The organism is Kitasatospora sp. NPDC050543 (assembly GCF_044457565.1).
Taxonomy (GTDB): Bacteria; Actinomycetota; Actinomycetes; order Streptomycetales; family Streptomycetaceae; genus Kitasatospora.
This window is the reverse complement of the sequence record NZ_JBITGZ010000046.1, coordinates 1-23356: the sequence shown is the minus strand read 5'-3', so window position 1 is coordinate 23356 and position 23356 is coordinate 1. Positions and strand designations below refer to the sequence as shown.

Annotated in this window: 20 protein-coding genes and 5 pseudogenes; 11 read left to right on the top strand and 14 right to left on the bottom strand. The window is 69.9% G+C overall.

Annotated features, from left to right (window positions below):
• Window positions 1-175 precede the first annotated feature (175 nt).
• Window positions 176-430 (bottom strand): annotated as a pseudogene (locus ACIBH3_RS32820) (site-specific integrase); the annotation flags it as partial.
• A gap of 274 nt (window positions 431-704) precedes the next feature.
• Here ACIBH3_RS32820 and ACIBH3_RS32815 point away from each other — a divergent pair.
• Window positions 705-893 carry a hypothetical protein gene (locus tag ACIBH3_RS32815; RefSeq protein ID WP_396315760.1) on the top strand — a complete coding sequence of 63 codons (189 nt, stop codon included), beginning with the start codon at window positions 705-707 and terminating at the stop codon, window positions 891-893.
• 588 nt (window positions 894-1481) lie between these two features.
• Here ACIBH3_RS32815 and ACIBH3_RS32810 read toward each other — a convergent pair.
• From ACIBH3_RS32810 to ACIBH3_RS32795, 4 genes and pseudogenes are all read right to left on the bottom strand, one after another.
• Entirely contained in the window at window positions 1482-1937 is a 456-nt protein-coding gene (locus ACIBH3_RS32810; protein WP_396315759.1) for a hypothetical protein, read from the bottom strand.
• Between the two features lie 4 nt (window positions 1938-1941).
• Entirely contained in the window at window positions 1942-2319 is a 378-nt protein-coding gene (locus tag ACIBH3_RS32805) for a DDE-type integrase/transposase/recombinase (protein WP_396315758.1), read from the bottom strand.
• Window positions 2320-2417: 98 nt separating this feature from the next.
• Window positions 2418-2693: pseudogene (locus ACIBH3_RS32800) on the bottom strand (IS3 family transposase); the annotation flags it as partial.
• A complete protein-coding gene (locus tag ACIBH3_RS32795; protein ID WP_396315757.1) occupies window positions 2690-3001 on the bottom strand; it encodes a transposase in 312 nt (103 codons plus the stop codon). The gene ACIBH3_RS32795 and the pseudogene ACIBH3_RS32800, both read right to left, overlap by 4 nt.
• Before the next feature lie 98 nt (window positions 3002-3099).
• Between ACIBH3_RS32795 and ACIBH3_RS32790 the strand changes: the two genes are divergently transcribed.
• The 5 genes and pseudogenes from ACIBH3_RS32790 to ACIBH3_RS32770 all read left to right on the top strand — a co-directional run bounded on the left by ACIBH3_RS32790 (window position 3100) and on the right by ACIBH3_RS32770 (window position 6395).
• The gene (locus ACIBH3_RS32790; RefSeq protein ID WP_396315756.1) at window positions 3100-3522 is read left to right on the top strand and encodes a hypothetical protein; all 423 of its coding nucleotides are present in this window, start codon (window positions 3100-3102) and stop codon (window positions 3520-3522) included.
• A gap of 383 nt (window positions 3523-3905) precedes the next feature.
• Window positions 3906-4193 carry a group II intron reverse transcriptase/maturase gene (locus tag ACIBH3_RS32785; RefSeq protein ID WP_396315755.1) on the top strand — a complete coding sequence of 96 codons (288 nt, stop codon included), beginning with the start codon at window positions 3906-3908 and terminating at the stop codon, window positions 4191-4193.
• Between the two features lie 260 nt (window positions 4194-4453).
• Window positions 4454-4546, top strand: coding sequence for a hypothetical protein (locus ACIBH3_RS32780; RefSeq protein WP_396315754.1), 93 nt, complete (start codon window positions 4454-4456; stop codon window positions 4544-4546).
• A gap of 108 nt (window positions 4547-4654) precedes the next feature.
• Window positions 4655-4787: pseudogene (locus ACIBH3_RS32775) on the top strand (IS5/IS1182 family transposase); the annotation flags it as partial.
• A 344-nt stretch (window positions 4788-5131) separates the two neighbouring features.
• Window positions 5132-6395: pseudogene (locus ACIBH3_RS32770) on the top strand (ISL3 family transposase).
• 197 nt (window positions 6396-6592) lie between these two features.
• Here the strand turns inward: ACIBH3_RS32770 and ACIBH3_RS32765 are convergent.
• Complete coding sequence (locus ACIBH3_RS32765) at window positions 6593-7402, bottom strand: hypothetical protein (protein ID WP_396315753.1); 810 nt, start codon at window positions 7400-7402, stop codon at window positions 6593-6595.
• A gap of 370 nt (window positions 7403-7772) precedes the next feature.
• On the opposite strand from ACIBH3_RS32765, the gene ACIBH3_RS32760 reads away from it, so the two are divergent.
• Window positions 7773-8156: a transposase gene (locus tag ACIBH3_RS32760; RefSeq protein WP_396315752.1), complete on the top strand. Its 384-nt coding sequence runs from the start codon at window positions 7773-7775 to the stop codon at window positions 8154-8156.
• A gap of 297 nt (window positions 8157-8453) precedes the next feature.
• Here ACIBH3_RS32760 and ACIBH3_RS32755 read toward each other — a convergent pair whose 3' ends face one another.
• The 5 genes from ACIBH3_RS32755 to ACIBH3_RS32735 all read right to left on the bottom strand — a co-directional run bounded on the left by ACIBH3_RS32755 (window position 8454) and on the right by ACIBH3_RS32735 (window position 15298).
• Window positions 8454-9464, bottom strand: a complete 1011-nt coding sequence (locus ACIBH3_RS32755) for an HAD-IA family hydrolase (protein WP_396315751.1) — start codon at window positions 9462-9464, stop codon at window positions 8454-8456.
• Window positions 9465-9533: 69 nt separating this feature from the next.
• Window positions 9534-10808, bottom strand: a complete 1275-nt coding sequence (locus tag ACIBH3_RS32750; protein WP_396315750.1) for a cytochrome P450 — start codon at window positions 10806-10808, stop codon at window positions 9534-9536.
• Window positions 10805-12406, bottom strand: a complete 1602-nt coding sequence (locus tag ACIBH3_RS32745; RefSeq protein WP_396315749.1) for a prenyltransferase/squalene oxidase repeat-containing protein — start codon at window positions 12404-12406, stop codon at window positions 10805-10807. The genes ACIBH3_RS32750 and ACIBH3_RS32745 overlap by 4 nt, the downstream gene beginning before the upstream one ends.
• 551 nt (window positions 12407-12957) lie before the next feature.
• On the bottom strand, window positions 12958-14241 hold the full coding sequence (locus ACIBH3_RS32740; protein ID WP_396315748.1) for a hypothetical protein: 1284 nt from the start codon (window positions 14239-14241) through the stop codon (window positions 12958-12960).
• A gap of 565 nt (window positions 14242-14806) precedes the next feature.
• Entirely contained in the window at window positions 14807-15298 is a 492-nt protein-coding gene (locus ACIBH3_RS32735) for a DUF6326 family protein (RefSeq protein ID WP_396315747.1), read from the bottom strand.
• 162 nt (window positions 15299-15460) lie between these two features.
• Here ACIBH3_RS32735 and ACIBH3_RS32730 point away from each other — a divergent pair, with 162 nt between their 5' ends.
• Together ACIBH3_RS32730 and ACIBH3_RS32725 are read left to right on the top strand one after the other, a co-directional pair.
• Window positions 15461-16600 (top strand): sensor histidine kinase, encoded by a 1140-nt coding sequence (locus tag ACIBH3_RS32730; protein ID WP_396315746.1) that lies wholly within the window; start codon window positions 15461-15463, stop codon window positions 16598-16600.
• Window positions 16597-17253 carry a response regulator gene (locus tag ACIBH3_RS32725; RefSeq protein WP_396315745.1) on the top strand — a complete coding sequence of 219 codons (657 nt, stop codon included), beginning with the start codon at window positions 16597-16599 and terminating at the stop codon, window positions 17251-17253. Before ACIBH3_RS32730 ends, ACIBH3_RS32725 begins: the two co-directional genes overlap by 4 nt.
• On the opposite strand, the pseudogene ACIBH3_RS32720 reads toward ACIBH3_RS32725, so the two are convergent.
• Window positions 17250-17744: pseudogene (locus ACIBH3_RS32720) on the bottom strand (integrase core domain-containing protein); the annotation flags it as partial. The gene ACIBH3_RS32725 and the pseudogene ACIBH3_RS32720 sit on opposite strands and share 4 nt — an antisense overlap.
• A 353-nt stretch (window positions 17745-18097) precedes the next feature.
• On the opposite strand from ACIBH3_RS32720, the gene ACIBH3_RS32715 reads away from it, so the two are divergent.
• Entirely contained in the window at window positions 18098-19048 is a 951-nt protein-coding gene (locus ACIBH3_RS32715) for an integrase core domain-containing protein (RefSeq protein WP_396315744.1), read from the top strand.
• Window positions 19049-19082: 34 nt separating this feature from the next.
• Entirely contained in the window at window positions 19083-19673 is a 591-nt protein-coding gene (locus tag ACIBH3_RS32710; RefSeq protein WP_396315743.1) for a WD40 repeat domain-containing protein, read from the top strand.
• Window positions 19674-19911: 238 nt separating this feature from the next.
• On the opposite strand, the gene ACIBH3_RS32705 is transcribed toward ACIBH3_RS32710, so the two are convergent.
• Together ACIBH3_RS32705 and ACIBH3_RS32700 are read right to left on the bottom strand one after the other, a co-directional pair.
• The gene (locus ACIBH3_RS32705; protein ID WP_396315742.1) at window positions 19912-21072 is read right to left on the bottom strand and encodes a hypothetical protein; all 1161 of its coding nucleotides are present in this window, start codon (window positions 21070-21072) and stop codon (window positions 19912-19914) included.
• 103 nt (window positions 21073-21175) lie between these two features.
• The gene (locus tag ACIBH3_RS32700; RefSeq protein WP_396315741.1) at window positions 21176-22816 is read right to left on the bottom strand and encodes a hypothetical protein; all 1641 of its coding nucleotides are present in this window, start codon (window positions 22814-22816) and stop codon (window positions 21176-21178) included.
• Window positions 22817-23356 lie beyond the last annotated feature (540 nt).

Here is a 23356-nt window from a genome sequence, read left to right as displayed (position 1 = left end):
CGGCGTGGGACCCGCCGTGCTGTACGGGGGGGGTAATTACCCTAATGTCAGCTAGCGCCCGGTAATTGTTCACACATTGGGGTTTGCCGCAGCCGACCCGGGCAGATCACTGCTCGGGCTGGCTGCGGCACCCCGGACACGCTGGGCGTCGGACCCACGAAGCCGTCCCCTGCGCTCAGCGGACGCTGGTGCCAGATGCGAGCAGGCTGGTGAGTTCGGCGATCGCCTCCGGGGAGGGCTTGAAGTAGCGGCGGACGTTCTCCGTCTTCTCGTGTCGGGACTTGGCCATCAGCATCAGCACGCTCGCCCCGGCCTCGCCGAGGTGCGTCAGCCCGGAGTGGCGCCACTCGTGCAGGTCCCAGCCCGTCCCGGGCCCGTGGACCGCGGTGTGCTCGTCCAGCAGCGCGCGGGCCTGCCAGTAGGAGAGCCGGCCCCCTCTCTGACAGTCTCGACTGAGACGCCCGGTATGTCTGGTTAGTCTGGATGGGCGAGACAGGAGTAGACCCCGGCATGGCCAGCACCAACGACCACGAGCAGGACCCGGCGCCGCGCCCAAAGCGGCGGACGTTCCCTGCGGAGTACAAGCTGCGGATCGTCGCGGAGTACGACGCGGCCCCGAACGGAGAGAAGGCGCGATCCTGCGCCGCGAGCGGCTGTACCACTCGCACATCATCGAGTGGCGGGCCGCCCGGGACGCCGGGGCGATGGCCACTCTGGTCGACAGGCGCACCTCGCCGGCGCGTCCGAAGAAGGCCGCCGAGCAGGCCGAGCTGGAACGACTGCGCAAGAAGGTCGCCCGCCTGGAGGCGGAGGCGGCACGCAAGGACGCCGCGCTGGAGCTCATGGGAAATGCCAACGCGCTCTTGGAACTGCTCTCCGAGAGCGCGGACTGACGCCCGCCGTCGACCAGGTCATCGACGGCCTCTTCCCCGCGCTGGAGCGGGAGCTGACCACCACGGCCGCGTGCCGGCTGACCGGCCGCTCCCGCGCCACCCACTACCGCAGGCTGAACCCACCCCCACCGAAACCGCGAACCCCGCGCCCGGCGCCGGCCTCGGCCCTGAACCCGGCCGAGCGCGACCAGGTCCTGGCGCTGATGAACCGGCCCGAGTACGTCGACCTGCCACCCGCGCAGATCTGGGTGAGCTGCCCCGAGTTTCGTGGAGTCCGCGATCGTGTGATCAAGCGGTCTGCGGGACTGCCTCCCGGCCGGCCCAGTACGCCTGCTCGTACTCGTCGGGCGGGATGTAGCCCAGGGGGGGAGTGGAGTCGTTCACCGTTGTACCACGCGACCCACTGGAAGAGGGCCCGCTCGACCTCGTCGAAGTCCCGCCACGGTCCCTGATGTTCGATCACCCGAGTTCGACAGTGTGTGGGCACATAACTGGGCTGGATATCGGGGGTGACCTGCGGGTTCGGGCGTGACGGCCCGCCGGGGTCGTGTGTCTACGGCTCCGGTGGATGTTTGCCCAGTTCAGGGGCTATTCGGCGGGTGTGAGTCCGCTCATCTTTGGTGGCATCGGGACGCCGCAGTCCCGGAAGATCCGGACCTGGGTTTCGGTGGTGTCGGTGGTCTGCTGGAGGCGTCCGGCGGGCCCGGCGAGGGTGACCTGGTGGAGTCGCTGGAGTTCGGTTCTGATGGTCCGCCAGGTGGTGTCGGTGCGGCGTTCGGCCACGCGGATCAGCAGCAGTGCCAGCCAGCACAGCAGTACGTGGGCGCGGATCCGGTCGTCCAGGCGGTGGTAGACCGGTCGTAGATACAAGGTCGACTTCATGGTGCGGAAGGCTCGTTCGGCTTCCAGGAGGTTCTTGTAGCCCAGGGCGACGTCCTCGGCGGTCAGGTCCGGGTCGGAGGTGGCCAGGAGGTACTTGCCGTCGAGGTTGGCCTCGGTCTTGACCTTGGCGCGGTCGATGGAGAGCCGGCCGGTCGGGGACAACCGATCAGACCCGGTCGTGTGCCCGCAGACTGTCGAACCCGGGGATCAGTTCGGCCTTGAACGTGCCGTTCAGGGCCTCTGCCATCGCATTGTCGTAGGAGTCCGCGACGGATCCGACCGACGCCGAGGCGCCGACCTCGGCCAATCGCTCCGTGTAGCGAATGGACACGTATTGCGACCCGCGGTCGCTGTGGTGAATGAGTTCGGCGTCCTTCTTGATCTTCTGGCGCCACAGCGCCATCTCCAGCGCGTCCAGCGGCAGGTCCGTGCGCATGTGGTCGGCGACCTGCCAGCCCACAATCCGGCGCGAGTGCGCGTCCAGGACGAAGGCACGTAGACCCAGCCCGACCAGGTCCGCACATAGGTCAGATCCGCCAGCCACAGCTGGTTCGGGCGATCGGCGGCAAAGCGGCGGTTGACCAGGTCCGGCGGGCGGGGTGCGGCCGGTTCCGGGATCGTGGTGCGGCGGCGCCGGCCACGGATCACGCCCTCGATCCCGAGCTCGCGCATCAGCCGCTCGACCGTGCAGCGCGCCACCTCGTGCCCGGCCCGGACCAGGGCGCGGGTGATGCGGCGGGCGCCGTAGGTGCGGCCGGAGTCCTCCCACACCGCTGTGACCAGCGCAATCAGCTCCTCGTCCCGGAGTTGCCGGGCCGACTTCGGGCGCGTCTTGCACGCGAAGTACGTCGAGGGCGACAGCTCCAGTACCCGGCATACGGGATCGACCCCGAAGCCGTCTCGCAGGTGGTCGATCACCTGCTCGGCCTCGTCCGGGGACGGTCGATCTCCTGGGCAAAGAACACGCTGGCGGCCTTGAGAATCTCGTTGGCCCGCCTCAACTCGGCGACTTCCCTGCGGAGTTCCTTCAGCTCGTCGCGCTCGACGGTGGTGAGACGGTCCTCGCGCTCACCGGCGTCGGCCTCGGCCTGACGGACCCAGGACCGCAGAGCTTCCTTGTGAATGCCCAGGTCGCGGGCCACATGGGCGACGGGGCGGCCGGTCGAGCGGACCTCGCGGACGGCGCGCTCGCGGAGTTCATCGGGGTACTTGCGTGGTGCGGGCATTGCTCGTGGTTCTCCTTACGCCTGGATCGTAACAAACCCAGACATCAGGGACTCCACGAAAGCCGGAGCAGCTCAACCGCTGCCATCTGGTCGACGACATGGGAGGGAGCCCGGTCGCCGAAGGACCTGCCCTGCTCGACCGCCTGGACGGTGCCCACAACCACGGCACCTGTCGGCTCTCCGTCTCGTCCGGCATCCATGTCGATCCGGTGCGCCGCCGAGTGGGGTGGTGGCTGCTCGGCCGCCATGCCGAGGCCTACGAGATGGCCGCGCGCTGGCCCGGTTGGGAGGTCGAGTTCTGGCAGGACCGCTCGGACGAGCACGTCCGCGCCTCGGGCGGCCGCTTCGCCCCGCCGCCGATCGACCGGGGCGGAGCCCTGGACAGGGTGAGGGAAGGTGCCCGCGAGCATTGGCGCGGACGGCGCAGCGTGGAGGCGGTTGGCCCGGCCCTGGCTGTCATCGACGCCGCCTGGCGGAAGGTGACGGACTATGTCGCCGTGGAGGCTGACCGCGGAAGGTGAGGGTCGGTCGGGCCGGCGGACTTCGCCGACGGTGCGAGCGTACGGCGCGGTTCAGCTAGCCTGCGCGTTTCATCCGGGGTCGCGTCCGGATCATGATCGGAAAGGCGAATGCCTTCCGAGCTGCAATGCCGGTGAGTTAGTGCGTTTATGCAGGTAGAGCGCATGCCGGTGGCCGATTTGGGCGGGTAGCCCCCTGTCGGCATGGGGACGGCATCACGTGATCAAACCGGACAGACCCTCTGAACGACGCCGCCCTGACCCACGCCCGTACCCGGGCGGCACGGTTCCTGGGCTACGAGATCACGACCCAGCACAACGACACGAAGAAGACGGGCCGCTACCGCAGGGTCAACGGCCAGATCGCCCTTCGTGTCCCAAGGGACATGATCAAGGCCAAGTGCGAGCCCTACCTGGCTCGCGGCAAGCTCGCGAAGCGAACGGAACTGACCAACGGCAGCGATCACGCGATCGTCGCCACGTTCGGAGCCGTCTATAGGGGCATCGCCCAGTACTACCTGCTCGCCGGAGACGTCTCCCGGCTGCACCGCCTGCAATGGGTCATGGAGACCTCCATGCTCAAGACCCTTGCGGGCAAGCACCGTTCGACCGTGTCGAAGATGGCCGCCAAGCACAAGGCCAGGATCGACACGCCAGGTGGGCTCCGAGTCTGATTCGAGGCCCGTATCGAGCGGAAGAACAGGAAGCCGCTGGTGGCTCGGTTCGGTGGAATCCCTCTCCAGCAGCAGCGGTCGGCGAAGATCACCGACCGTCGGCCTGTCTGGGTGGACTACCCGCAGAAGGAGCTGGTCACCGGCTCCTGGCGGACACATGCGAGGTCTGCGGGGCCACCGGTGATGTCCAGGTGCATCACGTCCGGGCTCTTGCCGATCTCGCTCGTGCCGGGTAACCGCCGTCCGACTGGGCGCGCGTCATGCTCGACCGGCGGCGCAAGACCCTTGTGGCCTGCGCTGCCTGCCATGACTGCATCCACGAGGCACGAACGGCCGGATCACTCACGCCGTGATCACTGGAGAGCCGGATGACCAGGAAACTGTCATGTCCGGTTCGGCGGGAGGCCGCTCGGAGTAGGACCTGCTACGGGCAGGCACCTCGCTGCGCGGCCGACCCAACGGGGTGGCTCATGTTGCGCCGCCGCCTCGCTCGCGACTACGAGACCCTGCCAGCCAGCTCCGGAAGCCATGATCCACATCGCCTCGATAGACAGCCTCACCAAGCGCATGACGGACGAGACCACACCAACCTAGCGAGGGACTTACTAGGGTATAAAGGGCAATCCGTTCACATCAAATGCCCTCTGACACACCCGAGGCGGCCGCCTGGTCAGTTGGTGAGCGTTCTGGTTGGGTTGGTTCCACCGCCGGATCCGGACCGGTTGGTGAGGAACCCCCGGGCAGCCGGGTTGGCTTCCGCGCTCGTGGCCGCCCGGGGGCTGGTGAGAAACGAGCATTCGCGAAGGCCAGGGGCCGGTCATAACGGGCTCTTCTGCTCCATCTGCGGGTCGGTGAGGAGTGCCTGACGCAGTACACGCCGTCCCCTGTGCAGATATTGAGGTGTTGAGGCCCGAGATCGGTTGCGCAGGGAGAACGGCGTGCGGTTCATCACGGTATTGAACGCGTTGGTCGGATGCGAGCAGGCGGTGCCGGAGAGCGTGCGGTTTGAGGAGAAGTCCCAGGTCGTCGTGGTCGCGGTCCGGCCAAGGTCCCGGGCGCGTCGCCGTTGCGGGGTCTGTGGGAGCCGCTGCCCGGGGTTCGATGCCGGTGCGGGGCGGCGGCGCTGGCGACACCTGGACGCCGCCGGCCTCAAGCTCTACCTGGAGGCCGACGCGCCCCGGGTGAGGTGCGAGCGGCACGGGTTGGTGGTCGCCGCTGTTCCCTGGGCCCGACACGACGCCGGGCACACCCGCGACTTCGACCAGCAGGTCGCCTGGATGGCCACCGAGTGCTCCAAGGCGGCCACCGCCCAGCTGATGCGGACCGCCTGGCGCACGGTCGGCGCGATCATCACCCGCCACCAGGCCGCGGCCGACGCCGGAATCGACCGGCTCGCCGGCCTGCGACGTGTCGGCATCGACGAGATCTCCTACCGGCGCGGGCAGAAGTACATGACCGTCGTGGTCGACCACGAGTCCCGACGGGTGGTGTGGATGGCCGACGGCCACGGCAAGGACGTGCTCCGTTCCTTCTACGACGCCCTCGGCGCCGACCGCGCGCACCGACTGACCCACATCAGCGCAGACGGCGCGGTGTGGATCGCCGACGTGGTCGCCGAGCGGGCCCCCCAACGCGGTCCGCGCGATGGACTCCTTCCACGTCGTCCAGTGGGCTACCGAGGCCCTGGACGAGGAACGCCGCTCCGCCTGGAACCGGGCCCGGTGCGAGGCGGCCGATCCTGAACTCGCCCGCCGTCTTGAGCACTCACGCCACGCGTTGTGGAAGAACCCCGAGGACCTCACGCCCCGCCAGCAGGTCAAACTGGCCTGGATCGCGGCCAACGACCCTCGCCCGCACCGCGCCTACCTGCTGAAGGAGGGCCTGCGCACGATCTACCGGATCGCCGCCGACGAGGGCGTCGAGGCAGCGGTGAAGGCCCTGGATCGATGGCTGTCCTGGGCCGTCCGGTGCCGCCTCCCCGCCTTCACCGAGCTGGCGCGCAAGATCAAGCGTCACCACCAGGCCATCCTCCACGCGATCGTCGAGAAGCTGTCCAATGGCCTGATCGAGTCCACCAACACCAAGACCCGCCTGATCATCCGCAGAGGCTTCGCCTTCCGCACCGCTGAGGCCGTCATCACCCCGGTCATGCTCTGCCTCGTCGGCAACCGCCCCACCCTGCCCCGAGGCCAACCCGCATAACCCGACCCACAGGTCCAGCACAAGAGCCTCATAACGGGCCGGGCTGCTCCGTTCGACATAGGTCTTTGCGTGGTGCGGGGACCGGTGCTCGTGAACGCGGTCCGCCGGGCGCGGCCGTCGCGCGCGCCCCGCCGGTGCACCCACTGTCCTGTGACGCCGAAGGTGTTGCCCCTGTGCCGTGGAGATGGCGAGGTTGGTCAAGGGCAGTTCTGGGGTCCGGTGTCCCCGCTGGGTCCTGATGCCGCAGGCTCGAACACTGTGTTCCAGGCCGTGGTCAGCATTGCGATGGCGTGGCTGTCTGCCAGGTGCGGCGCCCCGAACGCCATTGCTGCATGAAGCAGCGCGCCGCCGGCCGTCCGCCAGGGATCCGAAAGAATCTCGTCGTTGTTTTTGTCGACGGCGAACGCCTCCTCGCCGCCGCGGAGCTCGGCACTCTTCCTGACCATGTCCCAGGCCACGGCGAAACCGTATCCGATCGGTGATCCCGGGCGCCCACGCCGGGGGGCCATCAAGGTCGACGCGTGATCCCGGGCCAGGTGGCCCGGCTCGGAGAGCCACTGGTGCCATGCATTGCTGTACTCCCGACCCGCTGCGGGATGAGTCGCGGACGCGAGATTCCGCGCGCCTCTCTCGTCCAGTGCGACGGCGGCCTCGATCACGCGGACTACCGCATCCCCGTGGGGGCCGAAGAGAGCCGACGGGGAGATCTCCTCCTGCAGGTCGACAGCGACGGCACGGGTGTAGCCGATGTCAGGCCGCGGGTTGTCGCTGGCCATCGCGGCGTGCTCTTCATCCGTCGCCGGAGTCGCCACCTGCGCCCGGAAGAGCCGCCCCGGCCATCGGGCGACCACCACTCTCTCCGGCGCGTGATCGACCACGATCCGCGACGGTTCGGACAACGGCACCGTCACTCGCATACCTGCCGCTGCCGCCTTCAGATAGTCGGGAGATCGATCCGTGACGAAGACGAAGCCAGCCACCGTGCGCGCATCCCTGAGCTCCTCCATCGCCCCCCCGCATCCCTCGACTCGCAAACTTGGTGAAACCAACTTACGGGCCATCAAGTGTCGGTGACAACAATCAAGCTTCGATGGCGCAGGGCCAGAGCTTCGGTGTGACGGGCGTCACGCGACTGCGCCGAAGCCCTGGGGTGGCAGCTGAGATATCGGCGAAGGTCTCCGCTTCGCAGGCATGCCGGTCCCGCACCAATGAGGGGAGCGTCGCGGCCCGGCGCGTAGTCGGTCAGCTTGTGCGGCCGGCCGGGTCACCGGGGGAGGATGCCTGGCGCGTGTAGGCACGCCTCTCTGTCAGCCTTGGCTGAGACATCCCGCTTTGTCGGGTTAGCCTGAGAGGGCCCGAGTAGGAGTTCCACCCCCGATGACCAGCACCAATCCCTCCGCAGCCGACCCGGCCCCCAGGCCGAAGCGCCGCACGTTCAGCCCCGAGTACAAGCTGCGGATCGTCGCCGAGTACGACGCCGCGCCCAAGAACGAGAAGGGCGCGGTCCTGCGCCGCGAACGCCTGTACCACTCCCACGTCACCGAGTGGCGGGCCGCCCGCGACGCCGGGGCGCTGGAGAACCTGGTCGACCGGCGCACGAGCCCGGCCCGCCCGAAGAAGTCCGCCGCCGAGGTCGAGAACGAGAGGCTGCGCCGGCAGGTGGAACGGCTGGAGAGGGAGCTCGCCCGGAACAAGGCCGCGCTGGAGGTCCTGGGAAAAGCGTCGGCGCTCTTGGAAATGATCTCCGAGAGCGCGCACTGAGGCGCGCCGCCGACCCCGTCGTGGACGAGGCGTTCACCGGCGTCGAACACGAGCTGGGCACCACGGCCGCGTGCCGGCTGACCGGCCGCTCCCGGGCCACCCACTACCACAGGCTGAAGCCTCCGCCGTGCGCGGGCCCAGGTCCCAGCAGGTCCAGCCGTCGGCCCTGAAGGCCGAAAGGCGTGATGCGGTACTGGAGTTGATGAACAGTCCCGAGTACGCCGAGCTGCCGCCCGCGCAGATCTGGGCCCGCGAGCTGGATACCGGGCGCTACCACTGCTCGGTCTACCTTCATCCTCACGCCGCCCAGGCCTGCCCCGAGGTCGGCCTCAACCCGGTGAGTTCTCCAACCAGTTGTCTCGGCCGACCGCGAATGATCGCGGCCAACTCGCTCACGCCACTACCCACGGAAGTCGCGTGTAAACAATGTGTAATCAGGCCCTGCTTCTGAGCTGAGGCTTGCAGGTGGGGGTGACAGGTAGTCAGTTCGGCTCTATGTGTGGGAGGTGAGGTATCCCGATGGGGGTGGCCTGACCGCGCGGGAGCGTACTCAGCGTGAGCGGGTGCGGTTGGAGGGCCGGCGAGATGTTCGAGCGGGGCGTGGCCCCGCCGCCCACGGCTGGACGGTGGCGTCCCCGGCGGCATCACTCCTGAGTGGTACACGGGTGGCGGGGCGTCCCCGTCCGCTCCTGCCGACCAGTGGACTGTTCGGGAGTCATCGCCAGGGTCGGTGTCTGATTCGATGACGTGCATGCCGGCGGCCGTGGCGGCGGTGATGCCGTCGTCGGTGTCCTCGTGGGCGAGGCATCGGGCGGGTTCGGTGCGCAGGAGGTGGGCGGCGCGCAGGTAGGCGTCGGGGGCGGGTTTGGGTCGGGCGACGTTGTCGCGGCCGACGATGGTCCAGGGGAGGTCGTTGAGCCCGACGGCTTCCAGGCCGTGTCGGACGATGTCGCTGTAGTTGGCGGAGACGACGGCGATGGCTGCGTGTTCGGCGGCGGTGCGCGCGGCGGTGGCGGCCGCGGAGATCGGTTTGATCCGGTCGGTGTTCGCGAACCAGTAGGTGCGGGCGGCCTGGACGAAGGTGTCCTCGGGCAGGGCGGTGGGTGGGATGGCGAGGCGTCGGCGCAGTTGGGCGGCGGTGAAGGCGGGTTGGGCGGTCAGCCAGGGGAGGGTGACGGTGATGCCGTGGGCGGCGAGTGAGGCCTGTACGGCGCCGTGGTTGATGTCGGCGGTGTCGGCGAGGGTGCCGTCGAAGTCGAAGGCGTAGGCGGCGTACGCGGTGTGGTCCGCGGGTGTGGTCGTCGCCACCGTTGGTGTGGTCCCTTCCTGGCGGGGTCGGCTGTGCGCGCGTGGCGGGTGGGCTGTGCGGGTGGCGGGTCATGGGGTGAAGTCCACCGGGAGGCGGGCCGGGCCGTGGATGACCCGGTGTGTGTGGGTGGGGACCCGGTCCGGGTCGGTGGCCAGTTTCAGGTCGGGGAAGCGGTGCAGCATGGTGGTGAGCAGGGTGTGCAGTTCGATGCGGGCGAGTTGGTCGCCGATGCAGTGGTGGGGGCCGTGGCCGAAGCTGAGGTGTTTGGCGGCGTCGGGGCGCTGGGGGGCGAAGTGGTCGGGGTCGGTGAAGCGGACGGGGTCGCGGTTGGCTGAGGGCAGGTGGAGGACGACCCGCTCGCCCGCCGCGATGGGCTGGCCGGCGAGGGTGAGGGGTTCGCGGGCGACGCGCAGCAGGCCGAACTGCAGCACGGTGGCGTAGCGCAGGGTTTCCTCGATGACGCCGTCGACGAGTTCGGGCCGGCGGCGCACGGTGTCCCACAGGCGGGGCGGGCGCAGCAGGAGGAGGGTGGCGAGGCCGATGACGTTGGCGGTGGTCTCGTGTCCGGCGATGAGGATGAGCTGGGCGAGGGCGGCGATCTCGTCGTCGGTCGGCGCCGTGCCGGTGGCCTGGGCCTGGAGGAGGCCGGAGAGCAGATCGTCGGCCGGCTCGGCGCGTTTGGCGTGGATCAGGTGCAGCAGGTAGGCCTTCATCTCGGCCTTGCTGGCCAGGAGCTGGTCCCGGGTGCGGTCGAGGGAGAGCAGTTCGGCGGTGAGACGCTGGTACCGGTCGCGGTCGGTGAAGGGGACGCCGAGGAGTTCGCTGATCACCAGGGACGGGACGGGCAGGGAGACGGCGGTCATCAGGTCCGCCGGGCGGGGGCCGACGGCCAGGACGTCGAGGTGCCGGTCGACGATGTCCTGGATCCGCGGGGCCAGCTGGTTGATGCGGCGGGCGGTGAACTGGCCACTCACCAGGCGGCGCAGCCGGGTGTGTTCGGGCGGGTCGCTGGTGAGCAGGTCGGAGGGGCGCAGCGTGGCCATCTCGTCGGGGGTGATGAGGCTGGCGCGGACGTGGGAGTTGAGGTGCGGGCGCCGGGAGCTGAGCCGGGGGTCGGCGAGGGCGGCGCGGACGTCGTCGTAGCGGGTGACCAGCCAGCCCGGCGGCCCGTCGGGGAAGGCCAGCGGCGCGACGGGCAGCTCGGTGCGCAGGCGCCGGAACTCTTCGGGCAGGTCCACCGGGCCGGGCCGCTCGACAGGCAGGGACTGGGGCCGCGGTGCGCGTTCGGCGCCGGAGGGCTGCGGTCCGCGAGTGGTGCTCTCCTCAGTCTGGTGGCCGCTCACGGCGTCTCGTCGTTGTCGAAGCCGGTCAGGGCGAGCAGGACCCAGGTGTCGGTGAAGATGGGCGCGTCGAACAGCAGGGGGCGGGGTGCGACCTGGTCGGGCAGCGCGGTGAAGGTGCCGTCCGGTTCCTGCCGGGACAGCAGATGGGCCACGCCTGCCCGCACGACAGGGTCCTGCTGCGGGCGCCGGCCCATGGCGGCGAGGGCGAGAAGCGAGTAGCAGGTGCTGGCGGTGTCGCTGGCATCGCCGGGGCGGTAGCCCCAGCCGCCGTCCTGGTTCTGCGCCCGGGCGAGGAACCGGTGGGCGGCGGCGTCCGCGGCGGCGATGCGTTCCCGGAGGGTGGTGCGGGTCGTCTCGGGCACTGAGTGCAGCGCCCACATCGCCCGCCAGATCGTGTTCGCCTCGCTCAGGCTCCAGCTGCGCTCGAACGTTCCGTCCTGGTGCTGGGCGTCCAGCAGCCAGCGCGCGGCGCCGTCCAGCAGGTCGCCGTGGTCGGTGCCGTTCCACGCCAGCGCGCTGACCGCGCCGCCGGTCATACCGGCCTCCGACGGATCGCCCTTCACGTAGGTCGGGAAGCCGCCGTCCCGTCCGACGATGCCCCGCAGGTACCCGCCGGCGCGCAGCAGGGCCTCGCGGTGGCGCACCGGGTCGACGGCGGCCAGGCAGGCTGCGACGTAGGAGGTGTCGTCCACGTCGCTGTGCCGCGTGTTCTCGCCGAACCCCCAGCCGCCGTCCGGCAGCTGCTGGCCGATCAGGTAGTCGCACATGCGGTGCAGCAGCGCGCGGTCCGCGCCCGCCCGGGCCAGGGCGATCCCGGCGGGCGCGGTGCTGAACACGTCCAGGTCCGACATGCTCGGCACCCCGCCGTCCGGATTGCGGCACGCCAGCACCGCAGCCGTGCCCGTTTCGACCAGCCGGTGGCCGGGGGCGAACTCGTGCACGGCCAGCAGCGCCAGCAGGTGCGCCGCGGGGTAGTTCTCCCACACCGGCGCGCGGCTGGAGCCCAGCAGCTCCAGCAGCCGCTCACGCTCCCCGTCGGTGACCTGGTCGCCCGCGCCGAGGCCGTGCGCGACCAGGACCCGCACACTCAGCATGATCATCTCAACCCAGGTGACCGTGTTGTCCCCGCCTTCGCCGGCCCCCTGCGCCGCGCGGGGCGGGCGCAGCATCGACGCGTTGAACGGCACCGCACCCGCCACAGCCAGGTAGAGGTCGAACAGCAGCCGCTTGCGCGCCACCGAGAAGTGGTCGAACCCGGCCGGCAGCTCACCGCCGACCACATCACTGCCAGCCGCCCGGCCGTGCAGGACCGCCTGGGCCAGGGCCGCGTCGAAGCCACCGGTCTGTGCCTGCGGGGTGGCCAGGTAGTCCGCGAGTTCCCGTTCCTGGCGCGGGTGGCCGCCGCGCCGGCGCAGCAGTACGAGCAGCAGCGCCGACTCCAGTGTCCGGCTGGTGCACGGCCTGCGCACGGCGCCGTCCGGGCCGACGGCCGAGGTCAGGCTCGCACGCACCCGCTCCCGGGCTGCTGCGAGTCCCGCCGTCGGCTCAAACCCGGGGTCCGTGCCCGTGCCGGCCATCTCGATCTCGCCTGTCGTCACCGTCAGCTCCTCGCTCTCGCCGGTCCGTCCGGCACAGCCCGTGCCGCGTGCCGACAGCCGCAGACCAGCGGGTGTCAGGATCGCGCCAATGAGAACGAGCGAAAGTCGAAGCGGACACCGGGAACTTGTGAATTTCCGGAACTGGCGCGAGGATGACCGACCTTCGTCACCGGTCGCGCGACCGTGACAAACCCACTGCCGGCAATTGCACCCGGCGACTACGGCTGGCCGAACTCATGACGGTTCCGCCTGGAGGCGGCCGGGCCGAGTGCGGCGGGACGGTAGCCCGGTGTATGGATCCCGACGGGAGCCGGGCGACCCCGGGGCTGACAATTCATCGAATGATGCACGATCAAGGACCGAACGTTCGCCCACGATGCGGTGCTCGTTGAGGATGGGGAGGCCGAGGTGCGCTGGACAAGGCGCGGTCAAGGGGAAGTGTCCGTGGTCTGGGGCGCTGCGCGACCGGTCACGGGAGTGGGCAGGCCCGGGTGCGGGCACGGAGACCGGCTTACCGACCTATTCGAGGTGATGCGAGGACGCTTCGCCGGTCACTCGCCGCGCTGCACCAGTGGCCGGCCGTTGGGCGAGGCATCACCGGCATGGTCAGAGTGAGGGCACCGTTCCTGCCGACGGCCAGCGTGTGGCCGGGGTAGGGCACGTGGGAGGGGATCCAGGCGGAGCGGGGGCCGGCGTCGGTGCTGAGCGCGAGGTCGACCACCGCGTGATGGCCACCTGCCGCGAGAAGGAAGCGGCGCCGCCCCAGGCACACCGTGGAGCGCACCGCGGCGTCGAACGCGATCGGGTAGGCGGACCTGCCGGCCGGCCTCGAGTCCGATCCAGGTCAGGGCGAGCGTGCCCTCGCCGGACCCGAAGGTGACCCCCGAGCCGGACAGCACCCACACCTCACCGAGGTCCCCGGCGACCAGGCGCGCCCCCGACGGGAACCCGCCCGCCACGCCGCTCAACATGCCCTCGTGCCAGCGCAGCACGGCGCCGCCGCACACCACCAGGAAGGAACCGTCGTCCCGGGGAGGGACGGGGCCCTCGCAGTCGGGCAGGGCCAGGTGCCAGCCGGTGGCTCCGGTACGCGGGTCGAGGTCGACGATCCCGCCGTCCACGGTGACCAGCACCTTCCCGTCCGGTGCCACGGCCAGGCCAGTCGGGATGTGGCCCTCGAGGCCGCCGACGAGCAGTGGCCGCACCTCCACACCCCCAGCCCCTGACTCGATGTGCGGGGCGGCCGTGAAGTCGGCGAGGAGTTCCTGCCGTCGTCCGGCCGGGTCCATCGATACGGGGACGGCCGGGACGGCGCGGGGCAGGACAAGATCGGCCAGCGACGGGTGGAGCGCACCACCGCGGCGGAACGCGGCCCTCACGAGGTAGGCCAGCGTCGCAACCCCGCACACGGCCGCGTCCAGATGACTGCGGTCCAGGACGACGACCCGCCCCGCGAGGTCACCCAGCAACTGCGCCGCCCGCCCGGCTTGGCGTGCTGACCCCGGGCCGGCGCACAGCAACACGTGTCGAACCCCGGGGTATGCATCGGTCTGCTTGACGAACTCAGCGGTCATCTCGTCGACTTCTTGCGGCCCAGCGTCACTCGCCAGCAGCAGGTAGTCGCGTCCCTCGTACTCGAACGCGGCCAGCGGCCCGCCGAGGGGCCCTCGGCCGATGTTGCACTCCTCGTCCGACACCTCGCTGAGAGGTCGGACCACCTTGCTCAGGCGGTTCAGCGCCATGACCCGGTCGGTGCCGGCCTCCGGCGGCGGTGCCGTACGCCACCTGTCGTAGGCGGCCGTCAGGTCCTGCCCCATGTCCGTCTCCGTGCCCATGCTCCGCCCCCTGCTGCTGATCGCCGCCCGCCCCCGAGCCGTCGCCTCGCATTCTGGCTCAGCCCACGGCCACCCCGAGGCCAGTTTGACAATCGCGGGCCGGGTGGCCGCAGCCCCGATCGCCGCTCTAGGCAGTGCACACCGGTGCTAGCGTGCGGGGTAACAGGATGGCCATGACGGGACCCCGAGGATCGGTCCAGGTGTGAGAGCCGATTAGTGGGTACAGATCGCAGGATAGGCCCATGGGAGCCTGACCCGGTTTCCCGGACATGGTTGGTGTGGTGATCATGACCGGGGACCTGGGTGTTCGGTAGGGACTGTCGGACCTGATCGATCGGCTCGTTGTGGCGGGTTCCAGTGACGTGGACGACGGCGTTGCCGCGCTTGGGGTCGGTGTCGACGATGCGGTGGGCCTGTGCGCGCATCCGATGACCTGACCTGCCGGTAGGGGCCTTGGAAGGCCCCTACGCGACGTCCCAGTGGTAGTTGGTGTCCCACCTCCAGGAGGCCCACACCGCGGCACCGAGGCAGGTGGCTCGGAACAGGACGGGGACTGTTGTTGGGCTCACGCTTGTGGCTGGGCGCGAACGGCTTCATGGTCCGGGCTGGTCGCCATGGTCGCCGACGGTGCGGTGCGGGGCCAGGTCCACGCGAACCGCACGATGAGGGCGAGAATGATCAATTCCAGTACGACGCCAAGGCCGTAGAAATACAGCCAGGACGCGCCCACCACGTTGAATGCCGTGACGGGGACGTAGAGCGAAGCCACGATGAGGTTCGCGATGCGGTTCACCCTGGCGGGCAGCGTCATCGACAGCACCACCATGAGGATCGGGACGGCCACGAGTGTCAGCGCCGTGGTCGAAAAGGTCTGGGAGAGGTCGAACTTGAAGACCCTTCCGTCGAGGATGTCTTCGACGACGCCGGGCGTGAAGAAGTTGAGAATGTCCACGTAGGCGTATAGGAACATGAAGCTTGTCCACGTTGCGGCGAGCTTGGCTCTCACCGGCATCCGCTGGTCTTCCAGGGTGGCGGTGGTGGGTTGACGTGTTCTCATCATGGGCTCCGTTGTTGTGGTGAGGATCGGTAGGTCCACGATCGCTGAGCCCGGCGGCGGGCGCCTCGGCCCGGAGGCTGGGGTTCGCCTGGCCGATGGAATGGTCTGTCTCTCATTCTTTCGGCGGGTACGCCGAGGCGCGCCGATCCCTAGGCTGTAGCCGTGTTCACTTTCCGGCGCTCCATCTGGCATGAGCCGCGGCCTGCTGACGCCCCACCCATCGGTCGGCTCGACTGGCTGCTGGTGGGCGTGCTCGCGGCCGCCGCCTTGGTCGAGGGCATCGCTCGGCCGGGCTTGGCCTGGCGACCCCTTGTGACGGTGCTCGCCCTGGCGCTGATGCCTGCCCTGCTCTGGCGGCGGGGTCGCCCCCTGATGGCCGCCCTGGTCGGGTGGGGCGTCGCCGGGCTGCTCTCGGTCCTGCAGCTGACTGCGCACGCCGGGGACCTCGACCTCTACTCCATGATGGCCGTCCTGATCCTGCTCTACTCCCTGGTGCGGTGGGGCTCGGGCCGGGAGATCGTCTTGGGGACGGCGTTCGTGACAGTCGTCGTCGCGCTGGGGATGTACGCCTCCTCCGCGGGCTGGGCCGACGTTTTCGGCGGGAGCGTCCTCTTGCTGTTGTTCGTCGCCCTCGCGGCGGTGTTCCGCTACCGCGCGGACCTCTGGCATCGCCAACAGCGCGAGATCCGCAATCAGGAGCGGGTGGCGCTGGCGCGAGAGCTGCACGACACCGTGGCCCACCACGTCTCGGCCATCGCGGTGCAGGCGCAGGCCGGTGGCGTGGTCGCCGGCATCCAGCCTGAGAAGGCTGCCGAGGTCCTGGCCGCGATCGAGTCTGAAGCGTCGCGAACCCTGGCGGAGATGAGATCCATGGTGCGGGTGCTGCGTGAGGAGGAAGCCGTCGCCTACTCACCGCAGCTGGGTGTCGCGGACCTGCCTGCTCTGGCGCGCGCCGACGCGACGCCCACCGTCGAGGTCTCGCTGGACGGTTCGTTAACCCGGCTGGCACGACCCGTGGACGCCGCGCTCTACCGGCTCGCGCAGGAGTCGCTGACCAACGCCGCACGGCACGCCCGGAGCGCGACCCGCGTCGCGATCGACGTACGCCGGGAGGGCGACGCCGTCAGGCTGCGTGTCAGCGACGATGGACAGACCGAGCCGGGGCCAGCCCCGGAGCCTGGGTTCGGCCTGCTGGGCATGGCCGAACGCGCCCAGCTCCTCGGCGGATCGCTCTCCGCGGGGCCGGGGCCCGAGGGTGGCTGGGTGGTCGAGGCCGTGCTGCCGGTGGAGGCGTTGGCATGAGCATCCGTGTTGTCGTAGCCGACGACCAGGACCTGGTCCGGACCGGGCTGGTGATGATCCTCGGCGCGCAACCCGACCTCGAGGTCGTGGGGGAGGCGGCAGACGGGCTCGCAGCGCTCGACCTGGCGACCCGGCTGCGTCCCGATGTCCTCCTCGTCGACATCCGGATGCCCGGGCTCGACGGCGTCGAGGTGACGCGGCGCCTGGCCGGGCCAGACGTGACGGACCCGATGGCGGTCGTCGTGATCACCACCTTCGACCTCGATGAGTACGTCCTCGGCGCCCTACGCGCCGGCGCCCGCGGCTTCCTGCTCAAAGACGCCGGGCCGGAGCTCCTCGTGCAGGCCATCCACGCGGCGGCCAACGGGGACGCGCTGATCGCCCCCAACGTCACCCGCCGGCTGCTGGCGACCTTCGCCGACCAGGCGCCGGTGGTACCGGTCCAGCCGAGCGACCCGCTCACCGAGCGCGAGGAGGAGGTGCTCGCGCTGGTGGCACGGGGCCGGACCAACGCCGAGATCGCCACCGAGCTCTTCGTCAGCCTGAGCACGGTCAAGACCCACGTCGCATCGTTGATGACCAAGCTCGGCGCACGCAACCGCGTCGAGATCGCGATGTGGGCACACGACACCAGACGCGTGAGAGCCGATTAGTGGGTACAGATCGCAGCGCAGGCACGTGGGGTTCGGTAGCCCAGCGATGAGTGCGGCCGGTCGTGGTCGTACTCCTCCTTCCAGTCGCCGATGGTGACCCTGGCGTGGGTCAGGGACCAGAACAGGTGGATGTTGAGGCATTCGTCGCGCAGGCGACCGTTGAAGGACTCGATGAAAGGGTTGCGCCACGGCTCCCCGGGTGGGATGAACAGCACCCCCGTCCTCGTGCCAGCCCACTCGGCCAGCGCAGCCGCGATCATCTCCGGCCCGTTGTCCAACCGCAGCACCGCCGGGCCACCACCACGAGTGGCCGTGATCCGGTTCAGTTCGGTGGCGAGCACTTCGCCGGTGATGGAGCGCTCGACCAGCCCGCCGAGGCATTCACGAGTGTGCTCGTCAACCACCGACAGGATCTTGACCGGCCGACCGTCGGTGGTCGAGTCGAACTGGAAGTCGATGGCCCACGCCATGTTCGGGCCGGTCGCGGACGGCACCCGGTGCGCCGACGGCACGGCGGCCGCGGTGGGCGCGGCGCAGCTACGCCCGCGTTCTCGGGCTTAGCGCGCTGCGAGGGGCAGCGTCGGGACCCGGTGCAGCGGCTGTCAGCGGGGTGCTGTGGTTGATGGAGCACCGGAGCTGACGCATACGGCGCGGATGGCTGGTGAGCGCACGCTCACCGTGTGGGGCTCGGTAAGTCATCGCCGCAGGTGGGAGTGGCAATGTGGTATCGGCTGGCAGCATGTCCGCGTGATCGTTTCGTTGCTGTACAAGGTGGTCCGGAAGCTACTGTCCGTCCCCGGGGCGCTGCTGCGCCGCGGGGACGGCGAAGGACGCCGAGTTGCTGGTGCTGCGGCATGAGAACGCGGTGCTGCGCCGCCAGCTTGCCGGCCCGGTCCGCTACGAGCCGGCGGACCGGTTCTGGCTGGCGGCTCTGTCCTCGCTGCTACCGCGCCACCGCTGGTCCGGGATCTTCCCGGTCACTCCTGGCACGCTGCTGGCCTGGCACCGCCGGCTGATCGCGGTGAAATGGGACTACCGCGCGCGGCGCGGCCGCACCGGCCGTCCGCCCACGGCGGCCGCGCTCAAGAAGCTCGTCCTGCGCCTGGCCGGGGGGAATCCGAGGTGGGGCCACCGCAGGATCCAGGGCGAGCTGGCCAGGCTCGGCCACCCGATCGCCGCCTCCACGGTCTGGGAGATCCTGAACGCCGCCGGCATCGATCCGGCCCCGCGCCGCACCGGCCCGACCTGGCGCGAGTTCCTCACCAACCAGGCCGAGGGCATTATCGCGGTGGATTTCTTCCACCTCGACAGGCGCCTGCACATCACCGGAGTCACTGCGCACCCCACCCGGGACTGGGCCGTTCAGCAGGCGCGGGACTTCGCCGCCGATCTGGGGGTACGCGTGGAGGCCCCGCGGTTCCTGCTGCGTGATCGCGACGACAAGTACGGTGAGGCCTTCGACGCCGTCTTCCAGGCCGATGATATGGAGATCCTCAAGAGCGCGCCACGGGCGCCGCGGATGAACGCCCATTGCGAGCGGATCATCGGCAGTATCCGGCGCGAGGCCCTGGACCACGTCCTGATCACGGGGGAGGCCCACGCCCGGCAGGTGCTTGCCGACTACCAGCGGCACTACAACGAGCACCGCCCTCACCGGGCTCGGGGCCAGCTACCACCCGGCGAGGACCAGCAGCCACTATCGTGCACGACATCGAGGGCCGCGGGCTCCTGCGCACCTGCGTCCTCGGCGGTGTCATCAACGAGTACCGATACGCGGCCTGACGTGCAGCGATGACTTTCCGAGCCCCACAGGTTCCGGCGGCGCCAGGTTGTCGGACTCCACCACCGGTCGCATCACCGAAACCTTCACCGGCGATCCCACCTACGAGGTGGCGTTTAGTCCCGACGGAACAAAAGCCGCTGGCGGAGGCCAGACCGGCGCACGGGTATGGGATGCGGCCACCGGCCGCGACATCGCCACCCGCACCGGCAGCCGCACCGACACCATCGCGTTCAACCCGAACGGCACGATCCTCGCAATCGGAACCGGGGATCCGGGTCGAGGAAGGCCCATCCGCGTCCCCCGCAACCATCGGCTGCCAGCTGTGGAGACTCCCCTCCAGCTAGATCCACATCGGCCCCCGCTCGGCCCGGTGTGGTGGCGCTTCGGCCGCCCCGGTCGGTACTCCCTGACCGAGGCGCTGGACAACCCGAACAGCCGCGCCGCCTACGACCAGCGCCAGCAGGCCCGCGACCCTCAAGCGCCTGGAGAAGGCCCGGGAGACCAACGCCGCGCTGCGCCCGTGCTGGACCTGCCGGGGCTCCATCGGCGGGAAGCGGGCTCACCGCTGGAACTCGACGAGAAGGCCGGCTCAGCCCCCGAGGCGGCCGAGCCGCTGGGCCGGAGCCAGCCCTCGTAGACTCGCCCGCGTACCCGGGCACCCCAGTCACCGGCCGAACAGCGAATGGCTGGAGGCCGCCCATCCCATGCGAGGGACGGGCGGCCTCCGATGCTTCCTCAGGGCCTGTCATTTCCGGACGAACGCGATTGCCCGATCGTTCCTCGATGCCACAGATTTCATGCCTGACAGCTTCCAGCGGAAACCCGCCGGTCGCGTCCAGAAAGACAACACCATTGGCCACGAGGTAAGTAAGGGGTCACCGGCGGGAGCGGGTAGTGACCGGGGCGGCTAGGTACCCGGCCTGCCCCCGTGCGTTGGTTGTGATGGCAGGCGGGACCGGGGCCGAAGTTGAGGGAACGGCCCCGCCTCCGGCCCTAGGGAAGTCGACGCAGGCGGTCTTGGGCGGGGTGGTGCTCTGGCCGAAGCGGCAGGCGACGGCCGTGAGTTTGATGGTGATGAAGTCGGAGATCTGCGCGCCGAACTGGATGGGCTTACCGCCGATGGTGATGTCGCCGACGGTGAACCCCCGGTCGGCGGGGACCTCGTAGACGGCGCGCACGGGGTGGGCGTCGTCGCCGCGCAGGTACTTCCAGTAGGCCTTGGGGTCGGAGCCGTCGGGGGTGGCCCAGCCGTCGGTGGCGAGGTCGTTGAAGTACAGGCCGACGGGGTTGGCGAGCGAGATGTCGGCCTTCTGACGCGCGAGCGCGTTCACGGCGCCGCCGATGTTCGGGTCGCTGTTGCGTTCCGGTGCGCCGTACTTGCTGCAGAGGATGAGTTCCCGCTGGGTTTCGAGTTCGTGGCCGTTGATCTTCCGCACGATGGTGGCCGCGGCGGCGAGTTCGATCTCGGCCCCGAGGGTGTTGTTGCGCTGGATGAGGTGCATGGCGCCATGGGAGGTGGAGTCGTTCCACCGGTTGCGGGGCTGGTACACGCCGTCGAGCCCGAACAGGTCGCCGGGCTGGACCTGAGGGCTGATGTACTGGTGGTAGAGGCGGAGCACGGTGTCAGGGTCGGTCTGTGCGAGCAGAGACCAGTATTCGGGGCCCTCGCAGGTGAAGGTGACCTGGGTGATCTTCCCTTCGGGGTTGCGGGTGACGCTCCACTCGCAGTACTCGTCCTGGACGTCGCGGCTGGCGTCGGCGCGCTGCCAGCGCTGGGTGTCGCCGATCGAGTTGATCTTGATGATGCGGGGGAATGCGGTCCAGGTGACGGTGGCCTCGGCGGCGTCGGTGGCGGTGTCGGTCTTGGTGAGGTTGTAGAACTGGCTGCGAGGGCTGTCGTTGAGCACCTGGCGGGGATCGGGGCCTTCGGCGGCCTGGTCGACGCTGTCACTGATGAAGGCGTCCCAGGCCTTCAGCCCGGTGGCGTCGAGGTCCTGAAGGTTTCCGGGAGGCGCGTACGAGGGGAGGTTGCTCATGTCTGGTTCCCTTTCGGTGATCCGGTCTGGGGTGACCCGGCCCCCGGGAGCGGCGCGTCGCCGGGTGGTGGACCGGTCTTCAGTGGCGGGTCTCAGGACGGGATTAGGGGCGGGGAGCAACGGTGGCGTCCTCGCGCATCGCCATACGGGGCGCGCCGGCCGGAATGTTGGTGACCGGAAGCGTGAGCTCGAACTCGTTGAGCCTCATGGCCTTGAACTCCCGCCGACGTGATTCGGCCAGCCGCACGTAGTCGTCGAATCCCGCCCGGGTGGCGATGCGGGCGGCCGCCGCGCCGAGGTAGGCGTCGATGCGCCGGGCGAAGACCTGTCGCCAGTCGCTCTCGGGCAGGGCCCAGTCGGCGGCGAAGCGGGCCTCCGGGCTGGTCGCGGGCAGGCCTGCGCCAGCCGCCGCGACGATCGCCTGGGCGGTTGTCGCGGCAAGGTCCTCGACGGCGGTCGCGGCGGTGGGCACGTAGTCCATCAGCCGCGCGCGGTCCGCACTGAACACCGGGTTGGTGAAGTCGACCATCAGCGCACAGGCGGCGAACTTCGCCGGGATGACCCCGGACTGCACCATCTGGCGGACCACGTCGTTGTCCTCGTGCGCGGCCTCCGGAACCACGAACGCGAAGAAGGTGTCACCGGCCTGGGAGAACCCGCTGGCCTTCTCCTCCAGACGGAAGTCGAAGTCGACCAGGCTGGCGACGTACGAGGCCGCGGGCACCCATGGCAGGAACGCGGTCACCGGCAGCTCAAGAGTGTCGAGCAGCGCGTCGCCGTTCAGCCAGAAGCCCGGTGGCAGCGCGAGGTCATCGCTCGTCGCGGTGATGGTCGAACTCTGGACGGCGCTGCTGGCCAAGTTGACCGAGGTGGTGGTGAACAACTGGCGCATGAGGTGGACCGGATGAGTCACGACACCTGTCTTGGTGACTTCGGCCAGGCGCGCCTCCGTCCAGCGGCTGACCAGCGAGCGGATCGTCAGTTCCAGACCCTCCGCGCCGACCGTCGCCTGGAACAGCGGGTCCGCGCGCAGCGGGTCGTCGTCGGCGAGCCGGATCGTCGCCGACTGGGACTGCCAGTTGCTCCACGGGAGCCTCAGTTCCTTCATGACGACACTGCCGTTGATGTGGCTGTCGAAGCATCCCTTCCCACGCGAGCCGGGCGCCAGCGCCGACCACGAGTTCCCGGCCCAGACCCAGCTCGGGCCGATCCGGGTGTAGTAATTGAAGAGCGTCGCCACCGGGTCCCAGGCGGCGACCTGCAGGAAGGCGGTCTGCGGGTCCGTACCGGCTCCGGTGCTGACCAGCAGGTCCACCTCCCGGCCCTGAACCGCGCGGACGATGGCGTACCGGAAGTCACGGAACAGGCCGGGCGAGGCCTTCGGCGGGATCTGCCCCGCCTCGCCGATCAGGTACACCGCCTGCGCCGGACCCGCAGGGGCCTGCGGCAGGCCGTGCAGGAGGTCCTGGACGGTCATGGGGAATACATCCCTGCGGAAGAACACCATCGCCATGGGATCACCGAGTGCGGCGAGCTCGTCTGCCGTCATCGGGCGTGCCTGCCGGTCGATCCCGCTGACCCGGCGGTACAGCTGCCCGGCTGTCAGCTTCGCGGTGCCGGGACCGCAGCCGTCGTCGGGCTCCGCCTCGACCCGTTCCACCGCAGCGCCGGCTGTTGCCCGCGCGGGCTCGGGGGCCGGCCGCATCCAGGCGGTCGCACGTCGGCGCTCGTGGAAGTCCACCATCGCAGCCAGGTCCTTCCGGTAGTCGAGCGAACGGCTTGGACACGAAGCTAGGCGCCGACGGGTTGCCGCGACGCCACGTCTTCGGAGCGGCGCCGCACCATCACCCGCCCAGCTCAGCCTGACGACGCGGACCACGGCTCAGTAACCGCGGCGCAGCCCCTGCACCGGTTGCTGGCTCTACCGGGCTCGGCGTCCCGGCGCCGGCCGATCTGGCCTACATCGACCCCGGGCCGCCCGTAGGCACTCGTCAGCGTCCCGCCCGCCCCGCCGACGACGACCCGACGTTCCGGCCCAGTGCCTGGCCGCGAAAGGAGGACAAGGCCTGCAGACCTACTACCTCGCCCCCGGCCCCATCCACACCATCAGGTGCGTCGCCCAGACCCTGCAACGCCGACGCTGCCCGAGGCCGATCACCGGCGAACGCCCCGACGGGACCTGGATCCTCAGAAGCCGTTGTCGTACCGATGGTGGGACGTGTCGATCGAACGGGAGTCTCGTTCGGGTGATCGTCGGCCGGTCGGCGCATGGGGGTAGGGCCTC

Coding starts and splice junctions, on each gene's coding strand:
- ACIBH3_RS32815 (WP_396315760.1), top strand. CDS start 705: ATGGCCACTCTGGTCGACAGGCGCACCTCGCCGGCGCGTCCGAAGAAG.
- ACIBH3_RS32700 (WP_396315741.1), bottom strand. CDS start 22,816: ATGGTGGACTTCCACGAGCGCCGACGTGCGACCGCCTGGATGCGGCCG.
- ACIBH3_RS32790 (WP_396315756.1), top strand. CDS start 3,100: ATGGGAGGGAGCCCGGTCGCCGAAGGACCTGCCCTGCTCGACCGCCTG.
- ACIBH3_RS32725 (WP_396315745.1), top strand. CDS start 16,597: ATGAGCATCCGTGTTGTCGTAGCCGACGACCAGGACCTGGTCCGGACC.
- ACIBH3_RS32740 (WP_396315748.1), bottom strand. CDS start 14,241: ATGGGCACGGAGACGGACATGGGGCAGGACCTGACGGCCGCCTACGAC.
- ACIBH3_RS32780 (WP_396315754.1), top strand. CDS start 4,454: ATGCTCGACCGGCGGCGCAAGACCCTTGTGGCCTGCGCTGCCTGCCAT.
- ACIBH3_RS32705 (WP_396315742.1), bottom strand. CDS start 21,072: ATGAGCAACCTCCCCTCGTACGCGCCTCCCGGAAACCTTCAGGACCTC.
- ACIBH3_RS32760 (WP_396315752.1), top strand. CDS start 7,773: ATGACCAGCACCAATCCCTCCGCAGCCGACCCGGCCCCCAGGCCGAAG.
- ACIBH3_RS32795 (WP_396315757.1), bottom strand. CDS start 3,001: ATGCCCGCACCACGCAAGTACCCCGATGAACTCCGCGAGCGCGCCGTC.
- ACIBH3_RS32735 (WP_396315747.1), bottom strand. CDS start 15,298: ATGAGAACACGTCAACCCACCACCGCCACCCTGGAAGACCAGCGGATG.
- ACIBH3_RS32785 (WP_396315755.1), top strand. CDS start 3,906: ATGATCAAGGCCAAGTGCGAGCCCTACCTGGCTCGCGGCAAGCTCGCG.
- ACIBH3_RS32765 (WP_396315753.1), bottom strand. CDS start 7,402: ATGGAGGAGCTCAGGGATGCGCGCACGGTGGCTGGCTTCGTCTTCGTC.